This window comes from Janthinobacterium foliorum, assembly GCF_978021625.1.
This window is the reverse complement of sequence record NZ_CDXDQE010000006.1, coordinates 306,817-330,428: the sequence shown is the minus strand read 5'-3', so window position 1 is coordinate 330,428 and position 23,612 is coordinate 306,817. Positions and strand designations below refer to the sequence as shown.

17 protein-coding genes are annotated in these 23,612 nt (G+C 63.0%); 8 read left to right on the top strand and 9 right to left on the bottom strand.

Annotated features, from left to right (window positions below; translation table 11 throughout):
- Positions 1-44: 44 nt before the first annotated feature.
- The 7 genes from ACZ92H_RS15525 to cyoA form a co-directional block, all read right to left on the bottom strand.
- Complete coding sequence (locus tag ACZ92H_RS15525; protein WP_131369218.1) at positions 45-581, bottom strand: response regulator transcription factor; 537 nt, start codon at positions 579-581, stop codon at positions 45-47.
- Positions 571-1,920, bottom strand: a complete 1,350-nt coding sequence (locus ACZ92H_RS15520; RefSeq protein WP_092797722.1) for an ATP-binding protein — start codon at positions 1,918-1,920, stop codon at positions 571-573. The genes ACZ92H_RS15525 and ACZ92H_RS15520 overlap by 11 nt, the downstream gene beginning before the upstream one ends.
- Positions 1,904-2,746: an SURF1 family protein gene (locus ACZ92H_RS15515; RefSeq protein ID WP_131369216.1), complete on the bottom strand. Its 843-nt coding sequence runs from the start codon at positions 2,744-2,746 to the stop codon at positions 1,904-1,906. Before ACZ92H_RS15515 ends, ACZ92H_RS15520 begins: the two co-directional genes overlap by 17 nt.
- A complete protein-coding gene (cyoD, locus tag ACZ92H_RS15510; RefSeq protein WP_131369214.1) occupies positions 2,743-3,126 on the bottom strand; it encodes a cytochrome o ubiquinol oxidase subunit IV in 384 nt (127 codons plus the stop codon). Before cyoD ends, ACZ92H_RS15515 begins: the two co-directional genes overlap by 4 nt.
- Entirely contained in the window at positions 3,123-3,761 is a 639-nt protein-coding gene (cyoC, locus tag ACZ92H_RS15505; RefSeq protein WP_092797725.1) for a cytochrome o ubiquinol oxidase subunit III, read from the bottom strand. Before cyoC ends, cyoD begins: the two co-directional genes overlap by 4 nt.
- Complete coding sequence (gene cyoB / locus ACZ92H_RS15500; RefSeq protein ID WP_131369212.1) at positions 3,754-5,757, bottom strand: cytochrome o ubiquinol oxidase subunit I; 2,004 nt, start codon at positions 5,755-5,757, stop codon at positions 3,754-3,756. Before cyoB ends, cyoC begins: the two co-directional genes overlap by 8 nt.
- A gap of 90 nt (positions 5,758-5,847) precedes the next feature.
- Positions 5,848-6,831: a ubiquinol oxidase subunit II gene (gene cyoA / locus ACZ92H_RS15495; RefSeq protein ID WP_254786049.1), complete on the bottom strand. Its 984-nt coding sequence runs from the start codon at positions 6,829-6,831 to the stop codon at positions 5,848-5,850.
- Between the two features lie 217 nt (positions 6,832-7,048).
- Here cyoA and ACZ92H_RS15490 point away from each other — a divergent pair, with 217 nt between their 5' ends.
- Complete coding sequence (locus ACZ92H_RS15490; RefSeq protein WP_131369210.1) at positions 7,049-8,395, top strand: MFS transporter; 1,347 nt, start codon at positions 7,049-7,051, stop codon at positions 8,393-8,395.
- A 546-nt stretch (positions 8,396-8,941) separates the two neighbouring features.
- Complete coding sequence (locus tag ACZ92H_RS15485) at positions 8,942-9,178, top strand: hypothetical protein (protein WP_465050032.1); 237 nt, start codon at positions 8,942-8,944, stop codon at positions 9,176-9,178.
- 153 nt (positions 9,179-9,331) lie between these two features.
- Here the strand turns inward: ACZ92H_RS15485 and ACZ92H_RS15480 are convergent, their stop codons facing one another.
- Entirely contained in the window at positions 9,332-9,784 is a 453-nt protein-coding gene (locus ACZ92H_RS15480) for an Hsp20/alpha crystallin family protein (protein WP_131369206.1), read from the bottom strand.
- A gap of 384 nt (positions 9,785-10,168) precedes the next feature.
- Between ACZ92H_RS15480 and ACZ92H_RS15475 the strand changes: the two genes are divergently transcribed.
- From ACZ92H_RS15475 to ACZ92H_RS15460, 4 genes are all read left to right on the top strand, one after another.
- Entirely contained in the window at positions 10,169-13,669 is a 3,501-nt protein-coding gene (locus ACZ92H_RS15475; protein ID WP_465050067.1) for a response regulator, read from the top strand.
- 63 nt (positions 13,670-13,732) lie between these two features.
- A complete protein-coding gene (locus tag ACZ92H_RS15470) occupies positions 13,733-14,611 on the top strand; it encodes a CheR family methyltransferase (RefSeq protein WP_131369205.1) in 879 nt (292 codons plus the stop codon).
- Positions 14,608-15,798: a hybrid sensor histidine kinase/response regulator gene (locus ACZ92H_RS15465; protein ID WP_131369203.1), complete on the top strand. Its 1,191-nt coding sequence runs from the start codon at positions 14,608-14,610 to the stop codon at positions 15,796-15,798. The genes ACZ92H_RS15470 and ACZ92H_RS15465 overlap by 4 nt, the downstream gene beginning before the upstream one ends.
- Positions 15,799-15,805: 7 nt before the next feature.
- Positions 15,806-18,691 carry a hybrid sensor histidine kinase/response regulator gene (locus ACZ92H_RS15460; protein WP_465050031.1) on the top strand — a complete coding sequence of 962 codons (2,886 nt, stop codon included), beginning with the start codon at positions 15,806-15,808 and terminating at the stop codon, positions 18,689-18,691.
- Here ACZ92H_RS15460 and ACZ92H_RS15455 read toward each other — a convergent pair whose 3' ends face one another.
- A complete protein-coding gene (locus ACZ92H_RS15455; protein WP_465050030.1) occupies positions 18,692-21,889 on the bottom strand; it encodes a PAS domain-containing protein in 3,198 nt (1,065 codons plus the stop codon). It abuts the gene before it with no gap.
- A gap of 165 nt (positions 21,890-22,054) precedes the next feature.
- Here ACZ92H_RS15455 and ACZ92H_RS15450 point away from each other — a divergent pair, with 165 nt between their 5' ends.
- Both ACZ92H_RS15450 and ACZ92H_RS15445 read left to right on the top strand, forming a co-directional pair.
- Positions 22,055-22,960, top strand: a complete 906-nt coding sequence (locus ACZ92H_RS15450) for an alpha/beta hydrolase (RefSeq protein ID WP_465050029.1) — start codon at positions 22,055-22,057, stop codon at positions 22,958-22,960.
- A complete protein-coding gene (locus tag ACZ92H_RS15445) occupies positions 22,957-23,466 on the top strand; it encodes a hypothetical protein (RefSeq protein WP_465050028.1) in 510 nt (169 codons plus the stop codon). The genes ACZ92H_RS15450 and ACZ92H_RS15445 overlap by 4 nt, the downstream gene beginning before the upstream one ends.
- Positions 23,467-23,612: the final 146 nt, after the last annotated feature.

The following is a 23,612-nucleotide window of genomic DNA, read 5'->3' as shown; positions in this document are numbered from 1 at the left end:
ACTGACAGTATCCGGCGATTGCATCCGCAGCCGCATCGTCGCGCCTACTTGACCCGCTGCTTCTCCAGCTTGCGCGCCAGGGTGCGCCGGTGCATGCCCAGCCGTCTCGCCGTTTCGGAAATATTAAAATCCGTCTCGGCCAGCATTTCGTGGATGCGTTCCCATTCCAGCGTCTTGATGCTGGTGGCGCGGCCCGTCAGTTCGATGTCGGCGTTGCCCGCCACGTGGCCGAAGGCGGCCTCGATGTCGTCCGTGTTGGACGGTTTCGCCAGGTACTGGCAGGCGCCCAGCTTGATGGCTTCGACGGCCGTGCCGATGCTGGCGTAACCCGTCAGCACGACGATCAGCATGTCCGGGTCGTGCTGGTGCAGCATCTGCACGCAGGCCAGGCCCGAGGTGTTGCCGTTAAGTTTTAAATCGACGACGGCGTAGTCGGGGCAATGCTGTTCCAGCAAGGCGCTGGCCTCGTCGAAATTGGTGGCCAGGATGACCTGGTAGCCGCGCCGCTCGAACGAGCGGCCCAGGGTGCGGGCAAACGCGGCGTCGTCTTCCACGATCAGTAACAGACGGTCATCCTGCATGGTGGTCGCTTTCTCTTTCCAGTTTGATGGCCGCCAGCGGCAAGGCCAGGTGCACCACCGCCCCGCCCTGCACCCGGTTGCGCGCCGTCACCGTGCCGCCCAGGGTACGCGCGACGTTGACCACCAGGAACAGGCCGAGGCCGCCACCGGGCTTGCCCTTGCTGCTCTGATACGGCTTGCCCAGGTGCGTCAGCATCGACGGCTCGAAGCCGGGGCCCGCATCGGTAATGACCAGGTGCAAGGCATCCGCTTCGCGCGTGGCTTCGAAGCGCAGCCAGTCGGGCGACGCCTCCAAAGCATTGTCGAGCACGTTGCAAATGGTTTGTTTCAGGGTCGAATCGAAAACGACGGGGACGTCGTGCTCGATACGGTTATCGTACTCGAAATCGTGGATGGGCCGGCTGCTGCGCCACTCGTCCACCAGGTCGTTGAGGAAGGTGTTGATGGTCGTCTTGACGGACGACTCGCCGCGCGCCTCGCCCGCCGACAATAAAATGCCGCTGACGATGCTCTTGCAGCGCTGCAACTGCGCCTGCATTTCCGTGATTTCTTCCAGCAATTCGCTGTTCTTGCTCAGTTCCGGCATGCGGCGCCAGTCGCCGAGGATGACGGACAGGGTTGCCAGCGGCGTGCCCAGTTCGTGCGCGGCGCCCGAAGCCAACAAGCCCATGCGGATGATGTGCTCCTCTTCCGCCGCGCGCTGGCGCAAGTCGGCCACCTTGGCGTCGCCGGCGCGCTGGTTACGGTTGATGCGCGTGATAAACACCACCAGCAAGGCGGCATTCAGGATGAAGCAGATCAGCAAGCCCTGCACGTACAGGCTGGAAAAACCCCGCTCGGGGTCGATCGGCAGGATCAAGGGGCCGGGCAGCAAGGCCAGGCCGGCCAGGCACAGGCTGGTAATGGCCACCATGATCCAGGTCGACCACACTTCCAGCAGGACGGCGCTGAGGATGACTTGCAACAGGTACAGGAAGGCGAACGGGTTGCTGATGCCGCCGCTCAGGTAGAGCTGGGCCGTCAGCACGGTAACGTCGACCAGCAAGGCGAGGAACAGCGCCGTGTTGGACACGGGCTGGCGCTCGTGCCAGCGCAGCAGGCTGGCCAGATTGAAGGCGATGAGGCAGGACAGCACTTCGAGCATGTAGGGCACGGGCAAGGCAATGCCCAGTCCTACCCCCACGCCGAAGATCGTGCTGATCTGGCCGATCACGGCCAGCCAGCGCAGCTGGATCAGCAGCTTCATGTTCTGGTGGCCGGCCGGGTGTTCCATCTCGGCCGCCACCGCACCGCGTTCCAGCACTTCGCGGTTGGGCAGGATCTCAATCCTGCCCGGCATGATCACTTTCTTGCGTACTGTTGCCAGCGGCGCGGCGCGCGCGGCGGCGCCTGTCGTCGCGCACGAGCCACCAGCTGATGCCGGCCACCATCAGTGCCAGCGCAAACCAGGTCAGCGCGTACACGAGGTGGCTGTTGTGGAAGGAAATCACGGTCAGGCCGCCGACGGGCGCGTCGCTGGCCGTTTCCGATTTTGCCTGCGCATCGACGAAGTATGGCGCCACATTGGTGAGCATGTGCGAGGCGCCGATGGCAGCCACGTCGCGAGAATACCAGTGCTGCGTGGCAGGACTGTTTTCGCGCAGGAAGCCGCCGCCCGTCTCGCTGATGCGCAGCAGGCCGTCCACGTGGACGATGCCGGCCGGGGTACTGGCGGCGATGCCTTCACGTTTCGGCACGAAGCCGCGGTTGACCAGCACGGTGCTGCCGTCGGCCAGGCGCAATGGCGTGATCAGCCAGTAACCGCTGCCCAGTGCCGTCGTTGCCTGCACCAGGGTATTGAATAGGGGGAGATAGGTACCGGAGAGTCGCACATGGCGGTATTCATCCGTTTGTTGCGTGACCTTGGCCCAGGCTGCGGGTCCAGGTGCGTCCGTTGCGGGCGCATGTACGCGTTGTTCGACGCGCTCGATCAGGTCAAGCTTCCAGAAGAGGCGCTTGACTTGCCAGGTGCCCAGGGCACAGAAACCGGCAAACAAGATCCCCGCCAGCAAGGCCAGTGCAATTTTTGAATATTGCACGACCATGCCGCGTGGGCCTGGCGCGGCATCTTGCGATGCGGCGCCAGGGGCGCGCCCGGTGTTGCTGGGGCGCGTTTGACTCATCATGGAGCCGTTTTCGTATGCATGTACTCAGGCATCAGATCCGGCATCATGTTGTGATTCATGTGGTACATGACCCACAGGGAACCGGCCATGGCAATGCCCACGATCATGATCGTGAAGATCAGCGCCATCATGTTCCAGCCGCCTTCCGACTTGGTGTTCATGTGCAGGAAGTACACCATGTGCACCACCACTTGCACCGCCGCGAACGCCAGCAGGACCAGGCCCATGGTGCCCGAGTTGGTGATGGCTTTCGTCATCACCAGCCAGAAAGGAATGGCCGTCAGGATCACCGACAGGATGAAGCCGATGGCATAGCTTTTCAGGCTGCCATGGTCGTGCTGGTCATGGTGGTGGCTATCGCCGTGTGTATGGTCGCTCATGGCAGGACTCCCATCAGGTAAACAAAGGTGAAGACGCCGATCCAGATGACGTCCAGGAAGTGCCAGAACAGCGACAGGCACATCATGCGACGGCCGTTTTCCGGGGTCAGGCCATGCTTGTTCAACTGGAACATCAGGGTCACGAGCCAGATCACGCCGAACGTCACGTGCAAGCCGTGGGTACCGACCAGGGCGAAGAACGAGGACAGGAACGCGCTGCGCTGCGGACCGGCGCCTTCGTGGATCAGGTGCATGAACTCATACATTTCCAGCGACAGGAAGGCCAGGCCGAACAGGCCCGTGATGGCCAGCCAGACCAGGGTGCTGCGCAATTGCTTGCGCTGCATGGCCAGCATGGCGAAGCCATACGTGATCGACGACAGCAGCAGCATGGCCGTGTTGACGGCGACCAGCGGCAGGTCGAACAGCGCGGCGCCCGTCGGGCCGTCCGCGTAGCTGCGGCCCAGCACCGCATAGGTGGCGAACAGACAGGCGAAGATCAGGCAATCGCTCATCAGGTAGAGCCAGAAACCCAGCAGGCTGCCGTTTTCCGGGTGGTGCTCGCGCACGAAGTAGCTGCGCGAGCTTGGTGCGGCGCCAGCGGCGCCGGTGTTATGGGCGATGGTATCAGACATGGCTGCTCAGCAATTTAGTATAAGCGTCTTCGGTACGGATTACTTCTTCCGCAGGAATGTAGTAATCGCGCTTGTAGTTAAAGGTATGGACGATGATGGCGGCCATCATGATCACGAAGCCGACGCTGGCGACGAGCCACATTTGCCAGATCAGGCCAAAGCCGACCAGTGCGGACAGTGCGGCGATCACGAAACCGGCCCAGGTGTTCTTCGGCATGTGGATCTTCGTGAAACCGGACGTCGGACGCTGGTAACCGTGTTTCTTCATGTCGGTCCATGCATCGAGTTCGTGCACTTGTGGCGTGAAGGCGAAATTATAGTCTGGCGGTGGCGACGACGTCGCCCACTCCAGCGTACGGCCGCCCCATGGGTCGCCGGTGACGTCGCGCAGGGCGTGACGGTTGCGGAAACTGACATAGAACTGCATCAACAGGGAACCGATGCCCAGCGCGATCGAGACGGCGCCAAACCAGGCGATGATGGTCCAGATTTGCAGCGATGGATCTTCAAAGTGGTTGACACGACGGGTCACGCCCATCAGGCCCAGCACGTACAGCGGCATGAAGGCCAGGTAGAAGCCGACGAACCAGAACCAGAACGAGCATTTGCCCCAGAACGTGTCGAGCTTGTAGCCGAAGGCTTTCGGGAACCAGTAGTTGATCGCAGCAAACACACCGAAGACCACGCCGCCGATAATCACGTTATGGAAGTGGGCGATCAGGAACAGGCTGTTGTGCAGCACGAAGTCCGCCGGTGGTACGGCCAGCAGGACGCCGGTCATGCCGCCGATGGTGAAGGTGACCATGAAGCCGATCGTCCACAGCATGGGCAGTTCAAAGCGGATACGGCCGCGGTACATGGTAAACAGCCAGTTGAAGATCTTCGCGCCCGTCGGGATCGAGATGATCATCGTCGTGATGCCGAAGAAGGAGTTGACGCTGGCGCCCGAACCCATGGTGAAGAAGTGATGCAGCCATACCAGGTACGACAGGATCATGATGACGCAGGTAGCGTAGACCATCGACGCATAGCCGAACAGGCGCTTGCTGCTGAAGGTGGCAACGACTTCCGAGAACACGCCGAACAGCGGCAGGATCAGGATGTAGACCTCTGGGTGGCCCCAGATCCAGATCAGGTTGACGTACATCATGGCGTTGCCGCCCAGTTCCGTCGTGAAGAAGTTAAAGCCGGCAACGCGGTCCAGCGACAGCATGGCCAGGACAGCCGTCAGCACCGGGAAGGCGGCGACGATCAGGATGTTGGTGCACAGTGCGGTCCAGGTGAAGACGGGCATTTTCATCCAGGTCATGCCAGGCGCGCGCATCTTGACGATGGTGGCGATCAGGTTGACACCGGACAATAGCGTCCCGACCCCGGCAATCTGCAGGGACCATATGTAATAGTCTACCCCCACGTCCGGACTGCCGACGATGCCCGACAGCGGCGGATAGGCCAGCCAGCCCGTGCGGGCGAATTCGCCGACGAACAGCGAGGCCATCACCAGGACGGCGCCCATGGTGGTCATCCAGAAGCTGAAGTTGTTCAGGAAAGGGAAGGCCACGTCGCGCGCGCCGATTTGCAGCGGCACCACGTAGTTCATCAGACCCGTCACGAAAGGCATCGCAACGAAGAAGATCATGATCACGCCGTGGGCGGTGAAGATCTGGTCGTAGTGATGCGGTGGCAGGAAGCCGGCATTGTCGCCAAAGGCGATTGCCTGCTGGGTACGCATCATGAGCGCGTCGGCAAAGCCGCGCAGCAGCATGATCAAGCCCAGGATCATGTACATGATACCGATTTTTTTATGGTCGATACTGGTGATCCAGTCGCGCCACAGGGTACCCCAGACGCGGAAATACGTCAGCGCCGCAACGAGTGCGATGCCGCCCAGGGCGACCATCGCAAAGGTCGCCAGCAGGATAGGTTCGTGAAATGGAATTGCATCCCAAGTCAGACGGCCGAATATAAGCTTCGTCAGATCAATATGGTCTAGCATTGTTACTCTCAGAGAAAAAAGGGAGGCGCCAGGCAAGCGGCGCCAGTATCTGCAGCGCGAACACGATGCGCTGCGGGATTCATGCAGTCGTTACTTGGCTTGAACGCCCTTTTCAACTACTGCATCGCTAGCGACTACTGCCGTTACGGCCGCTACCGGGCTATTTGCCACCGCCAGTTTGTATGGCTCGACCGGCGTCACGCACAGGGCGTCGGAAACGATGGTACGGTTCAGGATTGCCTTGTACAGATCGCTAGGAACAGCGCTGTAGTGGCGGACCGGGTCGCGTTCGCTAGGCTGGGCCAGCGACAGGTAGTCGTCGCGGTTCAGCGCGCCGCCGCCGGCACGCGCCGTGGCCACCCATTTGTCGAAGTCCGCATCATTCACGCCGTGGAACTTGAAGCGCATGCCCGAGAAACCGGCACCGCTGTAGTTGGCGGAAAAGCCCTTGTATTCACCAGGCTTGTTGATGACGGCATTCAGCTGCGTTTCCATGCCCGGCATGGCGTAGATCTGACCGGCCAGCGCAGGGATGAAGAACGAGTTCATGACGGACGACGCGGTGATCTTGAAGCGGATCGGGCGATCGACGGGCGCGTACAGTTCATTCACGGAAGCGATGCCTTGTTCCGGGTAGATGAACAGCCATTTCCAGTCCAGGGCCACGACTTCGACGATCATCGGCTTGTGGCTGGCAGGAATGGGGCGGTTGGCGTCGATACGGCTCAATGGGCGGTATGGATCAAGGGTATGGGTGCTGATCCAGGTCAGCAGGCCCAGCACGATGATGATCAGCAGAGGCGCGCCCCAGATAATCAGCTCGAGGCGAGTCGAGTGGTCCCAGTCCGGCTCGTATTTGGCCGCGGTGTTGTTTTTTCTATAGCGCCATGCGAAAAGCAGGGTCAGGGCGATTACCGGAACGATAATCAACAGCATCAGCAATGTCGAGATGACAATCAGATTGCCTTGCTGAACTGCGATGTCTCCGGACGGATTCAGTACCACCGTATTGCAACCAGCTAACAATGCGAGAGGTAAAAGAAGCAGTCCGCGACGAACTTTTAATGAAAACATACAGGAAAGTCCAGTACAGGGGATGAAGATATGGTACTGTATTCTCACTGGAGCGCGTTGGCAATTGGACGTTTTGTCCTACCCCATGCTCGGATTTTCACCCGGTAGTTGAGGAGTATTCCTACGACTACCTGATGAATAGTCCTACTCCGGGCGTGAGACACCCGGGGTATGTTACGCGTTGGCCGAACTCGAAACTATATTGGAGACGATCATCATGTCCAGCACACGCGCACACAGCGGGGATGTACCCGCCGACTTTTCCCCCCACTCCCTGCGCGACGCACGCGGGGCCGGCACGGTCGAATCGCATATCGACCCCGGTGAGATCGCCGTCGGCGTGATCATCGGCCGCGCTTCCGAATACTTTGACTTCTTTGTGTACGCCATCGCCTCGGTGCTGGTGTTTCCGCGCGTCTTCTTCCCCTTCGAGGAACGCCTGGAGGGCACATTATATGCATTCCTGATTTTCTCGTTCGCCTTCATCGCCCGTCCCTTCGGCACCGTGATCTTCATGGAGATCCAGCGCCGCATGGGGCGCAGCGCCAAGCTGACCTTCGCCCTCTTCCTGCTGGGCGTATCGACGGCCGGCATCGCCTTCCTGCCAACCTATTCCCACCTGGGCTTTGCCGCCATCATCTGGCTGTCCGTGCTGCGCATCGGCCAGGGCGTGGCGCTGGGCGGTTCGTGGGATGGCCTGCCGTCGCTGCTGGCCCTGAATGCGCCGGAAAACAAGCGGGGCTGGTACGCCATGCTGGGCCAGCTGGGCGCGCCCGCCGGCTTCCTCATCGCCGCCGGCCTGTTCTGGTTCATGCTGACCACCCTGACGGACGAGGACTTCCTCGACTGGGGCTGGCGCTATCCTTTCTACGTGGCCTTCGCCATCAACGTGGTAGCCCTGTTTGCCCGTTTGCGCCTGGTATCGACGAATGAATATGCACGCCTGCTCGACGAACGCGAACTGCAACCCGTGAGCGTGTTTGAAATGAGCCGCGGCCAGGGCCGCAACGTGCTGATCGGTGCCCTCGCCGCGCTGGCCAGCTACGCCCTGTTCCACCTGGTGACCGTGTTCCCCCTGTCGTGGATTTCCGTCTACCAGACGCGTTCGGCCCCGGACTTCCTGCAGATCCAGATGCTGGGCGCCGTGCTGGCCGCCATCGGCGTGGTGATTTCCGGCCTGCTGGCCGATAAGGTTGGCCGCCGCACCACCCTGGGCGTGCTGGCCGTGCTGATCGCCATCTTCAGCGCCTTCGTGCCGACCCTGATGGGCGGCGGCAATACGGGCCAGGACGTGTTCATCCTCGTGGGCTTCAGCCTGCTGGGCCTGTCCTACGGCCAGGCCGCCGGCGCCGTGACGGCCAACTTCCCTGCCCGCTTCCGCTACACGGGCGCGGCCCTCACGTCCGACCTTGCCTGGCTGGTGGGCGCCGGCTTTGCCCCGCTGGTAGCGCTGGGCCTGTCGGCCAACTTCGGCCTCGCGTATGTCAGCTTCTACCTGCTGTCGGGCGCCGTCGCCTCGCTGGCCGCCCTGAGCCTGAACCGGGCACTGGAAATCCGCGACTGATATATATAGTCAGTAGCGATATGGCCCGTACCGTATAGTTGGTGCCGTATTGCCAGTACTAATCAGCTGCAGGCCAAGAGCGCCGGATTCGTCCGGCGCTTTTTTATTGCTATTTCAATTGAGAAATAATTCTTTTTAACAATTATTAATATCGAGGAATGTTAAAATAGATAACAGATTACTGATATAGACCATCCGTGCACTTTCCCGCTCGTGCCGGCGCCAGCCTGCTGTTCCTTTTCCTGTCCCCGCTGTGCCATGCCGGCGCGCCAGCCGCCCCCCCCCCATCAAGGTGGAAGGCTATCAGATAAGGTGGGCCTCGAAATATTACCCGGCCGAAGCCAAGGCCAGACACGCGCAAGGCAGCACTGAAGTGCAGCAAAGCTTCATCAATGGCAAGGCCGTCGGTGCAGCCACCCTGGTATTGTCGCCCAAGGCGCCTGAACTCGATGCCAAGGCGCTGGAGCTCGTGCACGGCCGGGACTCAAGTCGAATGGAACGGACGAGGCGCCCGAGGCCGTCACCTATATTTTCCCCGTCGACTTCGTGCGCGACACCGTTGGCACCCTCAACAGCAAGCCATGCTCGGAAATCACGGAAGACATCGCCTACTTCAAGACAAGCAACCCTGGCGCCGAGATTGGCAACCGGCCCTTCGACGACATGGTGCTGGGCATGCTGGTCATTCAAGGCAGGGGGATAGGCAATACTGCGCGCAAAATGGCGAACCTCGGCAAGGCCTTCAGGCTGGCCAATCCGGCAGCCGCAGCGGAGTGCGAATAGCATGCTGACGCCCTGTTTATCGAGGTATTGCACAGGCAGCTGCGCAATGTCTCCTGATACCGGCCCGCTAAGGCAGGCGGGGCCGCCAAGCCGCACTACCGGGCCGGATGCGTCCGCCCCATGTTTCACGCCGGGCAGCTCACTACAAGCTGACTACTGTATCGCCAATTGCCGGCCGCCCGTGCCCGCTTTCTTGGGCAGGTCCAGCAGCAGCACGCCATCCTGGTAGCGGGCCTGGGCGCCAGCTTCGTCCACTTCATGCGGCAGCACGAAGCTGCGGTGTTGCTGGCCGTACTCGCGTTCGCTGCGCACGACCTTGCCGCCGCCATCGCGCGTCACTCTTTCATCCTTGAGTTCGGCGCTGATGGACACGCGGTTGCCATCGATCGACACCTGGATGTCGTCCTTGCTGACGCCGGGAATGTCGGCTTGCACCAGATAACTGTGTTCGGTTTCGGAAATGTCGACGCGGATGCGCGGCGCGGCGCCTTCGCGCAGGCGCAAGGCGGGCGCGAAGAAGTCGTGCATCAAGTCTTCCATGTCGCTGAAGGGATCAAAACGCCCCAAGGTGTGGAGCGGATCGCGGTGGATCAGGTGATTGGCCATGATGTCCTCCTGCCTAGCCTGTTGAATCATATGCCTGTTAAATCATATGCCTGTTGAACGATATGCCTGTTGAATCATCGGTCCGCTGACACACAGGCTGCTGTCCGGGCACAGGGGCAAATGGCGCAGCGCGCAGCGGTCTGCGCGACGCCACCATCCTGCATCTTAGCGCGAGAAGTTATGCGGACGTTGATCTGTCTCAATGCTTCAGACATTGACTTCCTGATAATGGGTGTTTGTACGGTGCCACGCATTTAGATGCCACGCGCGACCGCAAGCCCCTGCAAGGCTGCTATGCTAGCGCACGCCACGCATGGCGCCCAGAATAAATTGCAATTCAGTTAAAATTGATTTTTTGTGACACCCCCTCCCACCACGGACATGATGAATACCAAGACACCGATCGACTCCTTCAGCTTCCGCCGCATCCTGGCCCGCAATGTCACCTTGCCGCTAGTCATCGGGGTCGTCACCGCCCTGGTCTTCGTTGGCCTGATCGCCTACCTGCTCTCCGCGCTGCGCTCGGTCGAACATTCCGAGCGCGTCATCGGCAACGCCAATGAAGTCATGAAGCTGTCCGTGGATCTGGAAACGGGCATGCGCGGCTATCTGCTGACGGGCGATGAAACCTTCCTGGCACCATATAAATCGGGCAAGGCGAAGATCAGCGTTGAAATGAACACCCTGCTGGAACTGGTGCAGGACAGCCCCATCCAGGTGGACCGCCTGCGCCGCATCCGCGCACTGCAAGGCCAGTGGATGGAATATGCGGAAAGCGTGATCGCGCAGCGCCGCAACAACCAGGAATTCCTCGCGCGCGTGCGCCAGGGCGAAGGCAAGCTGGAGTTTGATGAAATCCGCCGCGAATTCCTCACCTTCCTGTCCATGGAGCAGCGTTTGCGCCAGGAACGGGCCGACACGGCCGAGAGCCGCACCATGCTGGCCGTGGTGATCTTCCTGATCCTCAGCCTGGGCATGTCCGGCATGCTGGCCTACCTGGGCCGGCGCGAACTGCTGCGCCTGTCCGACATCTACAATGAAGCGCTGGAACAGCGCGGCAAGGATAACGACGTGCTGCAAGAGCAAGCCTGGCTGCGCACGGGCCAGACGGAACTGGCCGCGCACACGAGCGGCCAGCTGGCCCTGCCGCAACTGGGACGGCAAGTGCTCGATTTCCTCGCCAACCGCCTGGACGTGGCCGTCGCCACCCTGTACGTGACCGATGACGACGGCAGCCTGCGCCGCACTGCCGTGTACGGGTTCAACGAACAAGGCGTGAAGGACAAGCAGGTATTCAAGCTGGGCGAAGGCCTGGTGGGCGAGACGGCGCGCGAGAAAAAGCTCAAGCATGTGAAGCAAGTGCCCGAGAATTACCTGACCGTGACGTCGAGCCTGGGCCGCGGCGCGCCGCTGGAGCTGATTTTGACACCCGTCAACAACGAAGGCGACGTGAATGGCGTGATCGAACTGGGCTTTACGCACCCTGTCAGCCAGCGCGCCAAGGAATTGCTGAACCTGATCGCCGCGAATGTCGGCACCTCGCTGGAGGCGGCCCTGTACCGCCAGCGCCTGCAAAACGTGCTGGAAGAAACGCAGCAATTGAATGAAGAGCTGGAAGTGCAGCAGGAAGAGCTGCGCACTGCCAATGAAGAGCTGGGCGAGCAGTCGCGCGTGCTGGAACAGTCGCAAGCGCACCTGGAAGAACAGAAGGCCGCCCTGGAGCAATCGAACGAACAGCTGGCCGTGCAGGCGCTGTCGCTGGACCAGAAAAACATGGCCATCGGCCAGGCCCATGCCCAGCTGGAAGCGCGCGCCGAAGAGCTGCAGCGCGCCAGCCGCTACAAGTCCGAGTTCCTGGCAAACATGTCGCACGAACTGCGCACGCCGCTGAACAGCTCGCTAATCCTGTCCAAGCTGCTGTCGGACAATAGCAGCGGCAACCTGACGCCGGAGCAAGTAACGTTCGCGCAAACCATTTATTCGGCCGGCAACGATTTGTTAACTCTCATCAACGACATCCTTGACATTTCCAAGGTCGAGGCAGGCAAGCTGGAACTGAACCCGGAAGCCGTGCCCTTCGATGAACTGCTGAGCAGCATGAAAATGCTGTTCGGCGCGCAGGCGCAGCAAAAGAAACTGGCGTTCAACGTCAGCGTGGCGCCCGACACGCCCGCCTCGTTCATCAGCGACCGCCAGCGCCTCGAGCAAATCCTGAAGAACCTGCTGTCGAACGCCATCAAGTTTACCGATGCGGGCACGGTGGGCCTGCACGTCGATACGGATGAGGCGGGCAACGTGCGCTTCCAGGTACAGGATTCCGGCATCGGCATCGCCGACGACCAGCAGCAAAAGATTTTTGACGCCTTCCACCAGGCCGACGGCACCACCAGCCGCCGCTACGGCGGCACGGGCCTGGGCCTGTCGATCTCGCGCGACCTGGCAGCCTTGCTGGGCGGCACCATTGAACTGTCCAGCACGCCGGGCCAGGGCAGCACCTTCAGCCTGATACTGCCGCCGGCCATGCCGGAACGCGCCGTGCCGGCCGAGACGCCAGCGCCGCCGCCAGCGTCATTCCCGCCGACGGCCAAGGCCGCCGTGCATGCCGCTCCTGCCGCGCCAAAAGCGGCGCCTGCCGTCAAGCCCGTGCCGCTGCCCACCTTCCAGGATGACCGCGACAGCACGCCGCCAGGCAAGAGCGGCCAGCGCTCCGTGCTGGTGATCGAGGATGAGCCGTCGTTTGCGGGCATCCTGTTCGAGCTGGCGCATGAAATGCAGTACCGCTGCCTGGTGGCGCACGGCGCCGAGGAAGGCTTGCGCCTGGCGGAACAATTCCTGCCTGACGCCATCCTGCTCGACATGGGCTTGCCGGACCGACCCGGCTTGCTGGTCTTGCAGCAGCTGAAGGAAAACCCGCTGACGCGCCATATCCCCGTGCACATCGTGTCCGGCAATGACCAGATGCAGGAAGCCATGCAGCTGGGCGCCATCGGCTACGCCACCAAGCCGCGCACGCGCGAGCAATTGAAGGAAGTATTCCGCAAGCTCGAATCGAAGTTTACGCAAAAGATGAAGCGCATCCTGCTGGTCGAGGATGACGAACGCCAGCGCGAGAGCGTGGTCCACCTGATCAGCGACGATGACGTGGAAATCACGGCCGTGGCGCTGGGCGAACAGGCGCTGGAATTGCTGAAAACGCAGATTTTCGACTGCATGATCATCGACTTGAAGCTGCCCGATATCCAGGGCAACGAATTGCTCGAACGCATGGAGCACGAGGAACTGTGCTCGTTCCCGCCCGTCATCGTCTACACGGGCCGCAACCTGAGCCGCGAGGAAGAAGCGGACCTGATGAAGTACTCGCGCTCGATCATCATCAAGGGTGCCCGTTCGCCCGAGCGCCTGCTGGACGAAGTCACCCTCTTCCTGCACAAGGTGGAGTCGGAACTGTCGACCGAGCGCCAGGGCATGCTGCAACAGGTGCGCAGCCGCGAGCGCGTCTTTGAAGGGCGCAAGATCCTGCTGGTGGACGATGACGTGCGCAACATCTTTGCGCTGACCAATGCGCTGGAGCAAAAAGGCGTGGTGGTGGAAATCGGCCGCAACGGCTTCGAAGCCATCAGCAAGCTCAACAGCGTGGACGATATCGACCTGGTCCTGATGGACGTGATGATGCCGGGCATGGATGGCCTGGAAGCGACACGGCTGATCCGCGCCGATGGCCGCTACAACAAGCTGCCCATCATCGCCATCACGGCCAAGGCCATGAAGAATGACCAGGAAGAATGCCTGCAGGCGGGCGCCTCCGATTACCTGGCCAAGCCCATCGACCTGGACCGCCTGTATTCGCTGCTGCGCGTGTGGATGCCGAAGATGGAACGCATGTGATGGCAGCGATGATGGCAGCAATTTAATGGAATACATGGAGCCGGAACGAATGGAGCGCACCTGATGCCAACGCGCTACACGGACGCGCAACTGCAAGCGCTGATGGAAGCCCTCTATCAGCGCTACAGCTACGACTTCCGCGACTACACCCTGCCCTCGCAGCGGCGCCGCCTGAATCACGCGATCGAGCGCTTCCGCTGCGCGAACCTGGCCGCCCTGCAGGAACTGGTCTTGGGCGACCCTGCCGCGTTTGGCGAGCTGCTGCAGATTTTGACCGTGCCCGTGACGGAAATGTTCCGCGACCCGGCGTTTTTTCTCGCCTTGCGCGAGCATGTGGTGCCCGTGCTGAAAACGTATCCGTCGCCAACGATCTGGGTGGCCGGCTGCTGCACGGGCGAGGAAGCCCTGTCGCTGGCCATCGTGCTGCACGAGGAAGGCATGCTGGAGCGCAGCCGCATCTACGCCACGGACATCAATCCGCAGGCACTGGCCACGGCCGCCGCGGGCGTGTATCCGCTGCACCGCCTGGCCGAATATGACGAGAATTACGTGGCGGCCGGCGGCCTGGGCCAGCTCAACGAGTATTACACGGTCGAGCACGCCACCGTGCGCTTCCAGCAGCGCCTGCTCGACAAGATCAATTTTGCCGACCACAGCCTGGCGACCGACAGCGTCTTTGTCGAAACACAGTTGATTTGCTGCCGCAATGTCTTGATTTACTTCAACAAGACCTTGCAGGAGCGGGCGCTGGGGCTGTTCCATGACTCGCTGTGCCACCGGGGATTCCTGGGCCTGGGCAGCAAGGAAAGCGTGCAATTCACGCGCTTTGCCAACGACTTCGAGCCATTGCCGGGTCCGGAAAAACTCTACCGCAAGCGTGCGCCATCGCGCGCCGCTTCCCACTACGCTGGACGGCAAGGTTTTGCCAGGAATGAAACATGATCACAGAAACCAGGACCAAATTACTCATCGTCGACGACTTGCCGGAAAACTTGCGCGCGCTCAATGCGCTGATCCGCGAGAGCGACCGCAGCGTCTACCAGGCGTCGTCCGGCGAAGAAGCGCTGGCCTTGCTGCTGGAGCACGACTTCGCGCTGGCCATCCTCGACGTGCAAATGCCGGAAATGGATGGTTTTGAACTGGCGCAACTGATGCGCGGCACGGAAAAGACGCGCCACATTCCCATCGTCTTCGTCACGGCGGCCGGCAAGGAAATGAATTTCGCCTTCCAGGGCTATGAAAGCGGCGCCGTCGATTTCCTGCACAAGCCGCTCGACATCAATGCCGTGCAAAGCAAGGTCAACGTTTTTGTTGCCCTGCACCAGCAGCGTAGCGAGACGCGGCGCCAGGTGCAGGCGCTGGAGTACAGCCGCCAGCAGCAGGAAGCGCTATTGAAGGAATTGCGCGCCACCCAGGCCGAGCTGCAGCGCTCGCTGCGCCTGCGCGACGAATTCATGTCGATGGTGGCGCACGAATTGCGCACGCCATTGAATACCCTGTTCCTGGAAACGCAGATGCGCACCGTTAACCTCGAACGGGGCAACCTGGCCGCCTTCGAGCCGGACAAGCTGGGCAAGATGGTGGCGCGCGACGGGCGGCAGATCCGCAGCATGGTGCGCCTGATCGACGACATGCTCGACGTTTCGCGCATCAGCAGCGGCAAGCTGTCGATCCGCCGCGAAGCCGTCGACCTGACGACCCTCGTGCGCCGCGTGGCCGACGACCTGTCGCCGTATGCGGCCGCCACGGGCAGCGTGCTTGAGGTGCTGGCCTTCGAGCCCATCAACGGCTACTGGGACGCCTTCCGCGTCGAGCAAATTGTTGTCAACCTGATCAGCAACGCCGTGCGCTATGGCCAGGGCCAGCCCGTGGAAATCAGCCTGGCGCACACGCAGAACAGCGCCGTCATCGAAGTGCGCGACCATGGCATCGGCATCAATGCGCGCGACCAGGAACGCATCTTCGACGCTTTCGAGCGCGTCATGCACCAGGACCGCACGGGCGGCCTGGGCCTGGGCCTCTTCATCACCAAGCAGCTGGTCGATGCGCACGGCGGCGCCATCACGCTGCAAAGCCAGCCTGGCAACGGCGCCCTGTTCAGCGTCACCCTGCCGCTGGCCGGCAGCTGAGGCGCGCATGAGCAGCGCACACAGCCCTGGCGCCAGCGGCGTGGCCTTCCTGCTGCAGCTGGAGCGCCGCCTGCGCCTGCTGCACGAGACGGGCGACATTCTTGCCCTGTCGGCGCAGATGCTGGGCCAGCGCCTGGGCGCGCAGCAAGTGGCGTGCTTCGACATCGCCCAGACCCTGCACTGCCCGACCCTGCAGCATGCGTGGAGCGATGGCCTGGCGCCGGGCGCGGCCGGCGAATATTTCCTCGGCGACTATGCGGCGGGCCTGGCCGATGCGCTGGCGGCGGGACAGGCGCTGGCCATCAGCGATGTGGGCAGCGATCCGCGCACGGCCATGCCGGCCGCGCTGGCCACCTTTGCGCGCCTGGGCATCCGCGCCTTCTTGAACATTCCCATCGCCAAGGATGGCCAGCTGGCGGCCCTGTTCGTCGTGCACAGCCGCGCGGCGCGCGTGTGGCATGCGGACGAGATCGAGCTGGCCGTGCAAGTGTCGGAGCGGGTCTGGTCCACCATCCTGCGGGCCCAGGCGGAAGAACAGCTGCGCCTGCTCAGTGCCAGCATGGAACGGCAAGTGGCCGAGCGCTCGCGCGAGTTTGGCCGCACCTGGCAGGTCAGCCCCGACTTGCTGGGCGTGCTCAACCTGGACGGCTATTTCGAGCACACCAACCCCGCCTGGCAAACCACCCTGGGCTGGTCGGCAGAGGAAATCCGCACGACACAATTCTTTAATCTGATCCATCCCGACGACTTGCCGCGCACCTATGCGGCGTGGGATGCGGCAAACCAGGGCCAGCCGGCGCTGCGTTTCGAGAACCGCTACCGCCACAAGCTGGGCGGCTGGCACTGGCTGTCGTGGGTGGCCGTGCCGGAAGGCGACAAGGTGTATTGCAGCGCGCGCGATATCACCATGGAAAAGAAACTGGAAGCGGACCTGGCGGCGCGCAACAGCGAGCGCGAGAGGCTGTGGCGCAGCGCGCAAGACCTGATGGTGGCCGTGCACGCGGACGGCAGCTTCGTTGCCGTCAACCCTGCCGCCAGCAGCATCCTGGGCTGGCTGCCCGAGGAAATGCTGGGCCGCAGCCTGTTCGAGTTCGTGCTGCCGGAAGACGCGCCGGCCACGCGCCTGGCGCTGCAGCAGGTGTCGAACACGGCCATGCCCAGCTTCGAGAACCGCTACCGCCACCGCGACGGCGGCTACCGCTGGCTGTCTTGGGTGGCCGCCCCCGAGGGCGACCTGATTTTCGCCACGGGCCGCCACATCACCCTGGAAAAGGAGGCGGAAAGCAGCTTGCGCAGCATGCAGGAATCCCTGCGCCACAGCGAGATGGCCCTGCTGCAATCGCAAAAGCTGGAGGCCCTGGGCAAGCTGACGGGCGGCGTGGCCCACGATTTCAATAATGTCCTGCAAATTATCTCCGGCAATCTGCAACTGCTGCAGATGACGGTGGGCGACGATCCGCAGGCGGCCAAGCGCATCGCCAGCTCCACGGCCGCCGTGGACCGGGGCGCGAAGCTGTCGGCGCAGCTGCTGGCCTTTGCCCGGCGCCAGCCGCTGAAACCGCTGGTGACGGACCTGGCGCACCTGCTGCGTTCGACGGGAGACCTGCTGCGCCGCGCCACCGGCGAGACCATCGAAACGCGGCTGCTGCTGGCCGACGACAGCTGGCGCGCCCTGGTCGACCCGCACCAGCTGGAAAACGTCATCCTCAACCTGGCCATCAATGCGCGCGATGCCATGGACGGCCAGGGCCAGCTGACCATTGAGCTGGGCAATATCGTGCTCGATGCCGCCTACGCGGCCCGCCATGCGGACGTGGCGCCCGGCGAGTATGTGCAGCTGGCCATTTCCGACACGGGCACGGGCATCCCGGCCGAGCTGCTGGACAAGATTTTCGAGCCCTTTTTCACCACCAAGAGCGAAGGCGAAGGCACGGGGCTGGGCCTGTCCATGGCATATGGCTTCCTGCGCCAGAGCGGCGGCCACCTGAAGGTGGACAGCGTGCCCGGCCATGGCAGCACTTTCCGCATCTACCTGCCGCGCTCGCTCGAAGCGGAAACGGAACTGCCGCTGCAGCTGAGCGGGCCTGTGCTGGGCGGCAAGGAAACCATCCTGGTCGTGGAAGACGACGTGCAGGTGCAGACGACGGTGGTCGACATGCTGCGCGGCCTCGGCTATTTCGTGCTGCGTGCCAGCGATGGCGAAAGCGCCTTGAACATCATCGGCAGCGGCATTCCCATCGACCTGCTGTTTACGGATGTGGTGATGCCAGGCAAGGTGGCCAGCACGGAACTGGCGCGCCAGGCCCGGCTGATGCTGCCGCAGCTGGCCGTGCTGTTTACGTCGGGCTACACGCAGGATGCCATCATGCAGGGTGGCCGGCTGGAACCCGGCGTCGAGCTGTTGAGCAAGCCCTACCGGCGCGAAGACCTGGCGCGGCGCATCCGCCATCTGCTGGCCAACGGCCAGCACGTGACGGCGCTGCACCAGTACCGCGCGCAGCTGCCGCCCCAGCCGGACGCGGCGGCCCTGGCGCCCGCGCCGCACGCGCGCCATATCCTGCTGGTGGAAGACAATGCGGATGCGCGCGCCATGACTGGCGAGCTGCTGGGCATGCTGGGGCACGTGGTGACGGCCGTCGGCACGGCCGAGGAAGCCCTGGACCTGCTGGGCACGCCGGGGCTGGATCTGCTGCTGACCGATATCAGCCTGCCGCACATGTCGGGCGCGGAACTGGCGAAAGTCGCCGCGCGCGACTATCCGCGGCTGGAAGTGGTGTTTTCCACGGGCCATGCACCCGCCAATTCCGGCGTCAGCGACCCGCAGGCGCGTTTCCTCGTCAAGCCGTTTACCATCGAGCAGCTGCAGCAAGCCTTGCTGGCGCCCGGCCGCTGATCAATCCGCGGGCAGGCGCGCCTTCAGGGCGCCGGCCAGCTCTTCCAGGCTGAATGGCTTGCGCAGGAAGCGCGCGCTGGCGTCCTGCATCAGGCTGGCGCCCCAGTCATGGCCGGAAGCAAAGATCACTTCCAGCCCCGGCCAGTGCTCGCGGGCATGGCGCGCCAGCTCCAGGCCGGACATCGTCGGCAGGCTGATGTCCGTCACCAGCACGTCCAGGCCCGGCAAGGCCAGCAGCGGCAAGGCGTCCTCGGCGCTGGCCACGCCATGCACGGTATGGCCCAGCATATGCAGCATTTCCGTCGTCATTTCGCGCGCATCGTCGTTGTCTTCCACCAGCAGGATGCGCCGTCCGGACGGATCGGGCGCGCCCACCAGGCGGCGGTCGGCCAGCAGATGGCGCAGGCGCCGCGCCAGGTCTTCGCGCCGGTAGGGCTTGCTCAGCAGCTCCACGCCCGGGTCCAGCTTGCCGTCCTGCATGATGGCGTTGTGCGTATACCCCGAGGTGTACAGCACGGCCAGTTCCGGCAGCAGCAGGCGCGCCTGCTGCGCCAGTTCCTTGCTGCTGACAGGTCCCGGCATGACCACGTCGGTAAACAGCAGGTCGACGGCCACGCCCGTGCGCAGCAGGGACAAGGCCGACGCGCCATCGTCCGCATGCAGCACGTCATAGCCTAGGCCGCGCAGCATGTCGACCACCGTATGCTGCACGGGCGCATCGTCTTCCACCACAAGGATGGTTTCGCCGCCGCCCAGCACGGGGCCGCCCAGCCCGGTCGGCGGCTCGGCCAGTTTTTCCAGCGAACGGGGCAGGTAAATCTTGAAGGTCGTCCCCGCGCCCGGCGCGCTATGCACCTTGATGTGGCCCGCGCTCTGGCGGATGAAACCGTACGCCATCGACAAGCCCAGGCCCGTGCCCTCGCCTTCGCGCTTGGTGGTAAAGAACGGCTCGAAGATCTGGTCGATCACCTCGCGTTCCATGCCGTGGCCCGTGTCCGTGATGGTCAGCAGCACGTACTGGCCCGCCAGCACGTCCGCATGCAGGCTGGCGTAGGCGGCATCGAGCGTGACATTGCTCAGGGTGAAGGTCAGGCGCCCGCCCTTTTGCATGGCGTCGCGCGCATTGATGGCCATGTTCAGGAGCACGTTTTCCATCTGGTTCGGATCGACCAGGGTATGCCACAGGCCATCGCTGATGAAGGTCTCTTCGAAAATATCTTCGCCCAGGGCGCGGCGGATCAGCTCATGCATGCGGCGCAGCAAATGCCCCAGGTCCGTCACCAGCGGATTCAGCGGCTGGCGCCGCGCAAAGGCCAGCAGTTGCGACGACAGCTTGGCGCCCCGCTCCACGGCCGAAGCGGCCGAATCGAGGCGGCTGGCCGCCTGCGGGTTGTCGGCCACCGTCAGCTTCAGCAATTGCAGATTGCCCGAGATGATTTGCAGCACGTTATTGAAGTCATGCGCCACGCCGCCCGTCAGCTTGCCGATCGATTCCAGCTTTTGCGCCTGCAGCAAGGCTTGTTCGCTGCGTACCAGCGCCAGCCGCGCATCCTTTTCATCCGTGACGTCGCGGCCGATGGCGTGGATCAGCTTTTGCGCAGGCACGGCAGTCCAGGAAATCCAGCGGTAGCCGCCATCGCGGCGACGGTAGCGGTTTTCCATGCGCAAGGTGGCGGCGCCGTGGGCCAGGCGCGACAGGTCCTGCAAGGCCGCCATGCGGTCATCGGGATGCACGAGGCTGATGAAATCCATGCCCAGCGACTCGATCTCGGGCCGGTCGAGGATACTCGTCCAGGCGGGATTGACGGCAATGATCATGCCGCGCATGTCGGCCACCAGCATGATGTCCGTCGACAGGCGCCACATGCGGTCGCGGTCGGCCGTGCGGTTGGCCATTTCCACTTCCAGCGAGGAATTCAGGTAGGCCATCTTTTCCAGCACGTTTTTCTGTTCCTGCACGTCCGTGTTCGTGCCGACCCAGCGCAGCACCTTGCCCGCCTCGTCGAACAGGGGCAAGGCACGCGCCAGGAACCAGCGGTACAGGCCGTCGCTGACGCCGCGCATGCGGAACTCGTACTCGTAGGCGCAGCAGGCGGCGAGGGCCTGGCTCCAGCTTTGCTGGGTCGCCATCTGGTCATCGGGATGCACGCAGTGACGAAAGCCGCCCGCCACCAGCGACTGCAGGGTCTGGCCCGTGTAGTCGCAGACCTGTTCGTTGACCCAGTAGGTGGCGCCATTGGCGTCCGCCAGCCAGGCCTGGTTGGGCATGGTGGAGGCCAGCGAGCGGAATTGCGCCTCGCTGTCGAGCAAGGCGTTGCGGGCCCGCCGGTGTTCGTCGATATCCTCGCAGGAGCCGTACCATTTCACGGGATTGCCGGACTCGTCTTGCCGGCAATACGCGCGCGAATGCACCCAGCGATACTGTCCGTCCTGTCGCCGCACGCGCATTTCCGCGTCGAAAGACTGGCAGCTGCCCACGCACTCGCTCCAAGCGGCCAGCGACTGGTCGATATCGTCCGGATGGATGGATTCCTGCCAGTTGGTGCCCAGGCCGCTGCTGCCCGTCCATTCGCGCCAGCGTTGCGCCACGTAATCGAGCTTGCCATCGAGATCCGCCGTCCACAGCACCTGGGTGTTGAGTTCGATGGCGTAGTGAAAATGTTCGCGGCTGTCGCGCAGGCTCTTTTCCAGCTGGCCCCGCTCGATGACGTGCGCAGCAACGCGCGCGGCCAGCGCCAGCAAGTCGATCTCGGGCTGGGTGGGGTGGCATGGCGTTTGGAACAGCAGGCCCAGCACGCCCAGGATATGGCCGCTGGCGCCAAACACGGGAGCGACCCAGCAGGCACGGTAGCCATGCAGCATGGCTTCCATGCGTCCGGCGCTCCATTGCAGGTCGCGCGTGATGTCGCCGCAATACACGGGCGCGCCGGAAAAGGCGGCCGCGCTGAACGGCGAAGCCTGTTCGCCGCCATGGCGCAGGGCCAGGCAAAGGTCTTGTGGCAGACTCGGTGCGGACAGGCCGCAAAAGCGGTCGGCGTCGTCGATCAGGACGAGGCCGGCATGCGTTGCCTCGTCGGATTGCTGCTCCAGCGCCAGCAGCAAATGTTCCAGGGCGTGCGCCAGGTCGACACCTGCCCCGATGCTTCCCAGCGCACTATGTTCGGCGTCCAGCAATGAAAGAATGTTGTTTGCGTGCACCGTGTCGATATGCGGATAACTGATGCCCGGAATATACCATGTGGCAACGCTTTTCTTGAGAGGGAGATGAAACGGCGTTTTATATTATTGCGCGCCCCGCTCCCGTGCGCTGTTCCAGTGCAAACCGCCTATGCTAAAGTGTTGCCATCCTCTTAAGCGCCTTCCATGACCATGTCCCTGCCTCCCTCGCTGATCGCCACTGCCCTGCTCGCCTCCGTCCACGGCGCCGTCGCCGCTCCCATGAGCCTCGACGATTACCTGGCCCTGCACGGTCCCGCTCCCACAGTACAGATCGCCTATGGCGCGGCGCCGTCGCAATACGCGCAGCTGTTCCGGCCGGCAGGCACGGGACCGTTTCCCGTCGTCGTGCTCGTGCATGGCGGCTGCTGGACGGTGGAGTTCGGCGGCATCACGCAGATGCGCAACGTGGCCGGCGCCCTCGCCGCGCAAGGCATCGCCGTGTGGAATGTGGAATACCGCCGCGTCGACGAGGCCGGTGGCGGCTATCCGGGCACGTATCACGACATGCACGCGGCACTGGACAGCCTGCAGCAACACGCCGGCCAGTACCAGCTCGACACGGCCCGCATCGTGGCCATGGGCCATTCGGCGGGCGGCCAGCTGGTGCAATGGATCGCCGGCCGCGGCCAGCTGCCGAAGAGCAGCCCCCTGTACCGCGACACCTTCCTGCCCGTGAAAAACATCGTCAGCCTGGGCGGCCTGGCCGACCTGCGCCATGAAAAGGAATTGATCAAGACCAGCTGCGAGCGCGACATCGCCCAGCTGGCAGGCAGCGCCAGCGCGCAGCGTCCCGACATCTACAGCGACACCAACGCGGCCGACCTGATGCCCAACGGCAGCCGCACCGTGCTGGCCACGGGCGAGCTCGACACCATCTCCCCGCCGCGGGTGGCGCACGACTACGCGGCCAAGGCCCAGTTGGCCGGCGACCATGCGGAAGTGCTGATCCTGCCCGGCGCCAGCCACTACGACGAGATCGCGGCCACGTCGAACGCGTGGAAGATGATCTTGCCGGTGATCCGGCAGATGCTGGGCATGGAGGCGCCATGAAACGCGCTATCGCCTTTGCCCTGCTTGCCGCATCTGCCGCCCCGGCCTTTGCCGCCGCTCCCCCGCCGCTGGAAAGCGGATTGCAGCACGCCATGCAGCTCAAGAAAGGCACGGACGAGCGCACCGGCACGTCCGGCAAGGCCATCCAGGCCTACATGCAGGCGGGCCTGATTGACAAGAAACCCAACCAGCGCGCCGACTACACCGACTACTACCTGCTCAAGCAGCCGGCGTCCTTCCTGGGCCACGAACTGGTGCTGATCGAGGAGGAATACATGGCGCAGTACATCGGCTGCTGCGTCAGCCCCGGTGTGGGCGTGACGGTAAGGGTGCACGGCAGCACGCAGAACCTGGCCCAATTCGCCCGCAGCCACCGCTGCTCCCTGACCGAGCATGTCGATTTCGCGCATGAGCTGCGCGATGTGGCGATCCGGAACAAGGTGCCCAAGGGCCACTATGCGTCGCTGAGCTGCCGCGAACGGGATGCCCAGCGGGATGAATCGTGACGTTTTCACGCGTGGCTAAGCCGTGCGTACATCATGAGCAAGTGAAAGCTGTTATGCAATCAATCGAAGATATCGACTCCAATGCAGTGGTCGCAAAAGCTCAAAAAAACCTGAGCGAATCATATTGTCTCTACAAAAGTGGCGAA

Excerpts from the sequence above, each read along its gene's own strand:
- ACZ92H_RS15520 (WP_092797722.1), bottom strand. The coding sequence starts at position 1,920 with ATGCCGGGCAGGATTGAGATCCTGCCCAACCGCGAAGTGCTGGAACGC.
- ACZ92H_RS15515 (WP_131369216.1), bottom strand. The coding sequence starts at position 2,746 with ATGATGAGTCAAACGCGCCCCAGCAACACCGGGCGCGCCCCTGGCGCC.
- ACZ92H_RS15450 (WP_465050029.1), top strand. The coding sequence starts at position 22,055 with ATGACCATGTCCCTGCCTCCCTCGCTGATCGCCACTGCCCTGCTCGCC.
- ACZ92H_RS15475 (WP_465050067.1), top strand. The coding sequence starts at position 10,169 with ATGAATACCAAGACACCGATCGACTCCTTCAGCTTCCGCCGCATCCTG.
- ACZ92H_RS15525 (WP_131369218.1), bottom strand. The coding sequence starts at position 581 with ATGCAGGATGACCGTCTGTTACTGATCGTGGAAGACGACGCCGCGTTT.
- cyoB (WP_131369212.1), bottom strand. The coding sequence starts at position 5,757 with ATGCTAGACCATATTGATCTGACGAAGCTTATATTCGGCCGTCTGACT.
- ACZ92H_RS15465 (WP_131369203.1), top strand. The coding sequence starts at position 14,608 with ATGATCACAGAAACCAGGACCAAATTACTCATCGTCGACGACTTGCCG.
- cyoC (WP_092797725.1), bottom strand. The coding sequence starts at position 3,761 with ATGTCTGATACCATCGCCCATAACACCGGCGCCGCTGGCGCCGCACCA.
- ACZ92H_RS15480 (WP_131369206.1), bottom strand. The coding sequence starts at position 9,784 with ATGGCCAATCACCTGATCCACCGCGATCCGCTCCACACCTTGGGGCGT.
- cyoD (WP_131369214.1), bottom strand. The coding sequence starts at position 3,126 with ATGAGCGACCATACACACGGCGATAGCCACCACCATGACCAGCACGAC.
- ACZ92H_RS15470 (WP_131369205.1), top strand. The coding sequence starts at position 13,733 with ATGCCAACGCGCTACACGGACGCGCAACTGCAAGCGCTGATGGAAGCC.
- ACZ92H_RS15445 (WP_465050028.1), top strand. The coding sequence starts at position 22,957 with ATGAAACGCGCTATCGCCTTTGCCCTGCTTGCCGCATCTGCCGCCCCG.
- ACZ92H_RS15460 (WP_465050031.1), top strand. The coding sequence starts at position 15,806 with ATGAGCAGCGCACACAGCCCTGGCGCCAGCGGCGTGGCCTTCCTGCTG.
- ACZ92H_RS15490 (WP_131369210.1), top strand. The coding sequence starts at position 7,049 with ATGTCCAGCACACGCGCACACAGCGGGGATGTACCCGCCGACTTTTCC.
- cyoA (WP_254786049.1), bottom strand. The coding sequence starts at position 6,831 with ATGTTTTCATTAAAAGTTCGTCGCGGACTGCTTCTTTTACCTCTCGCA.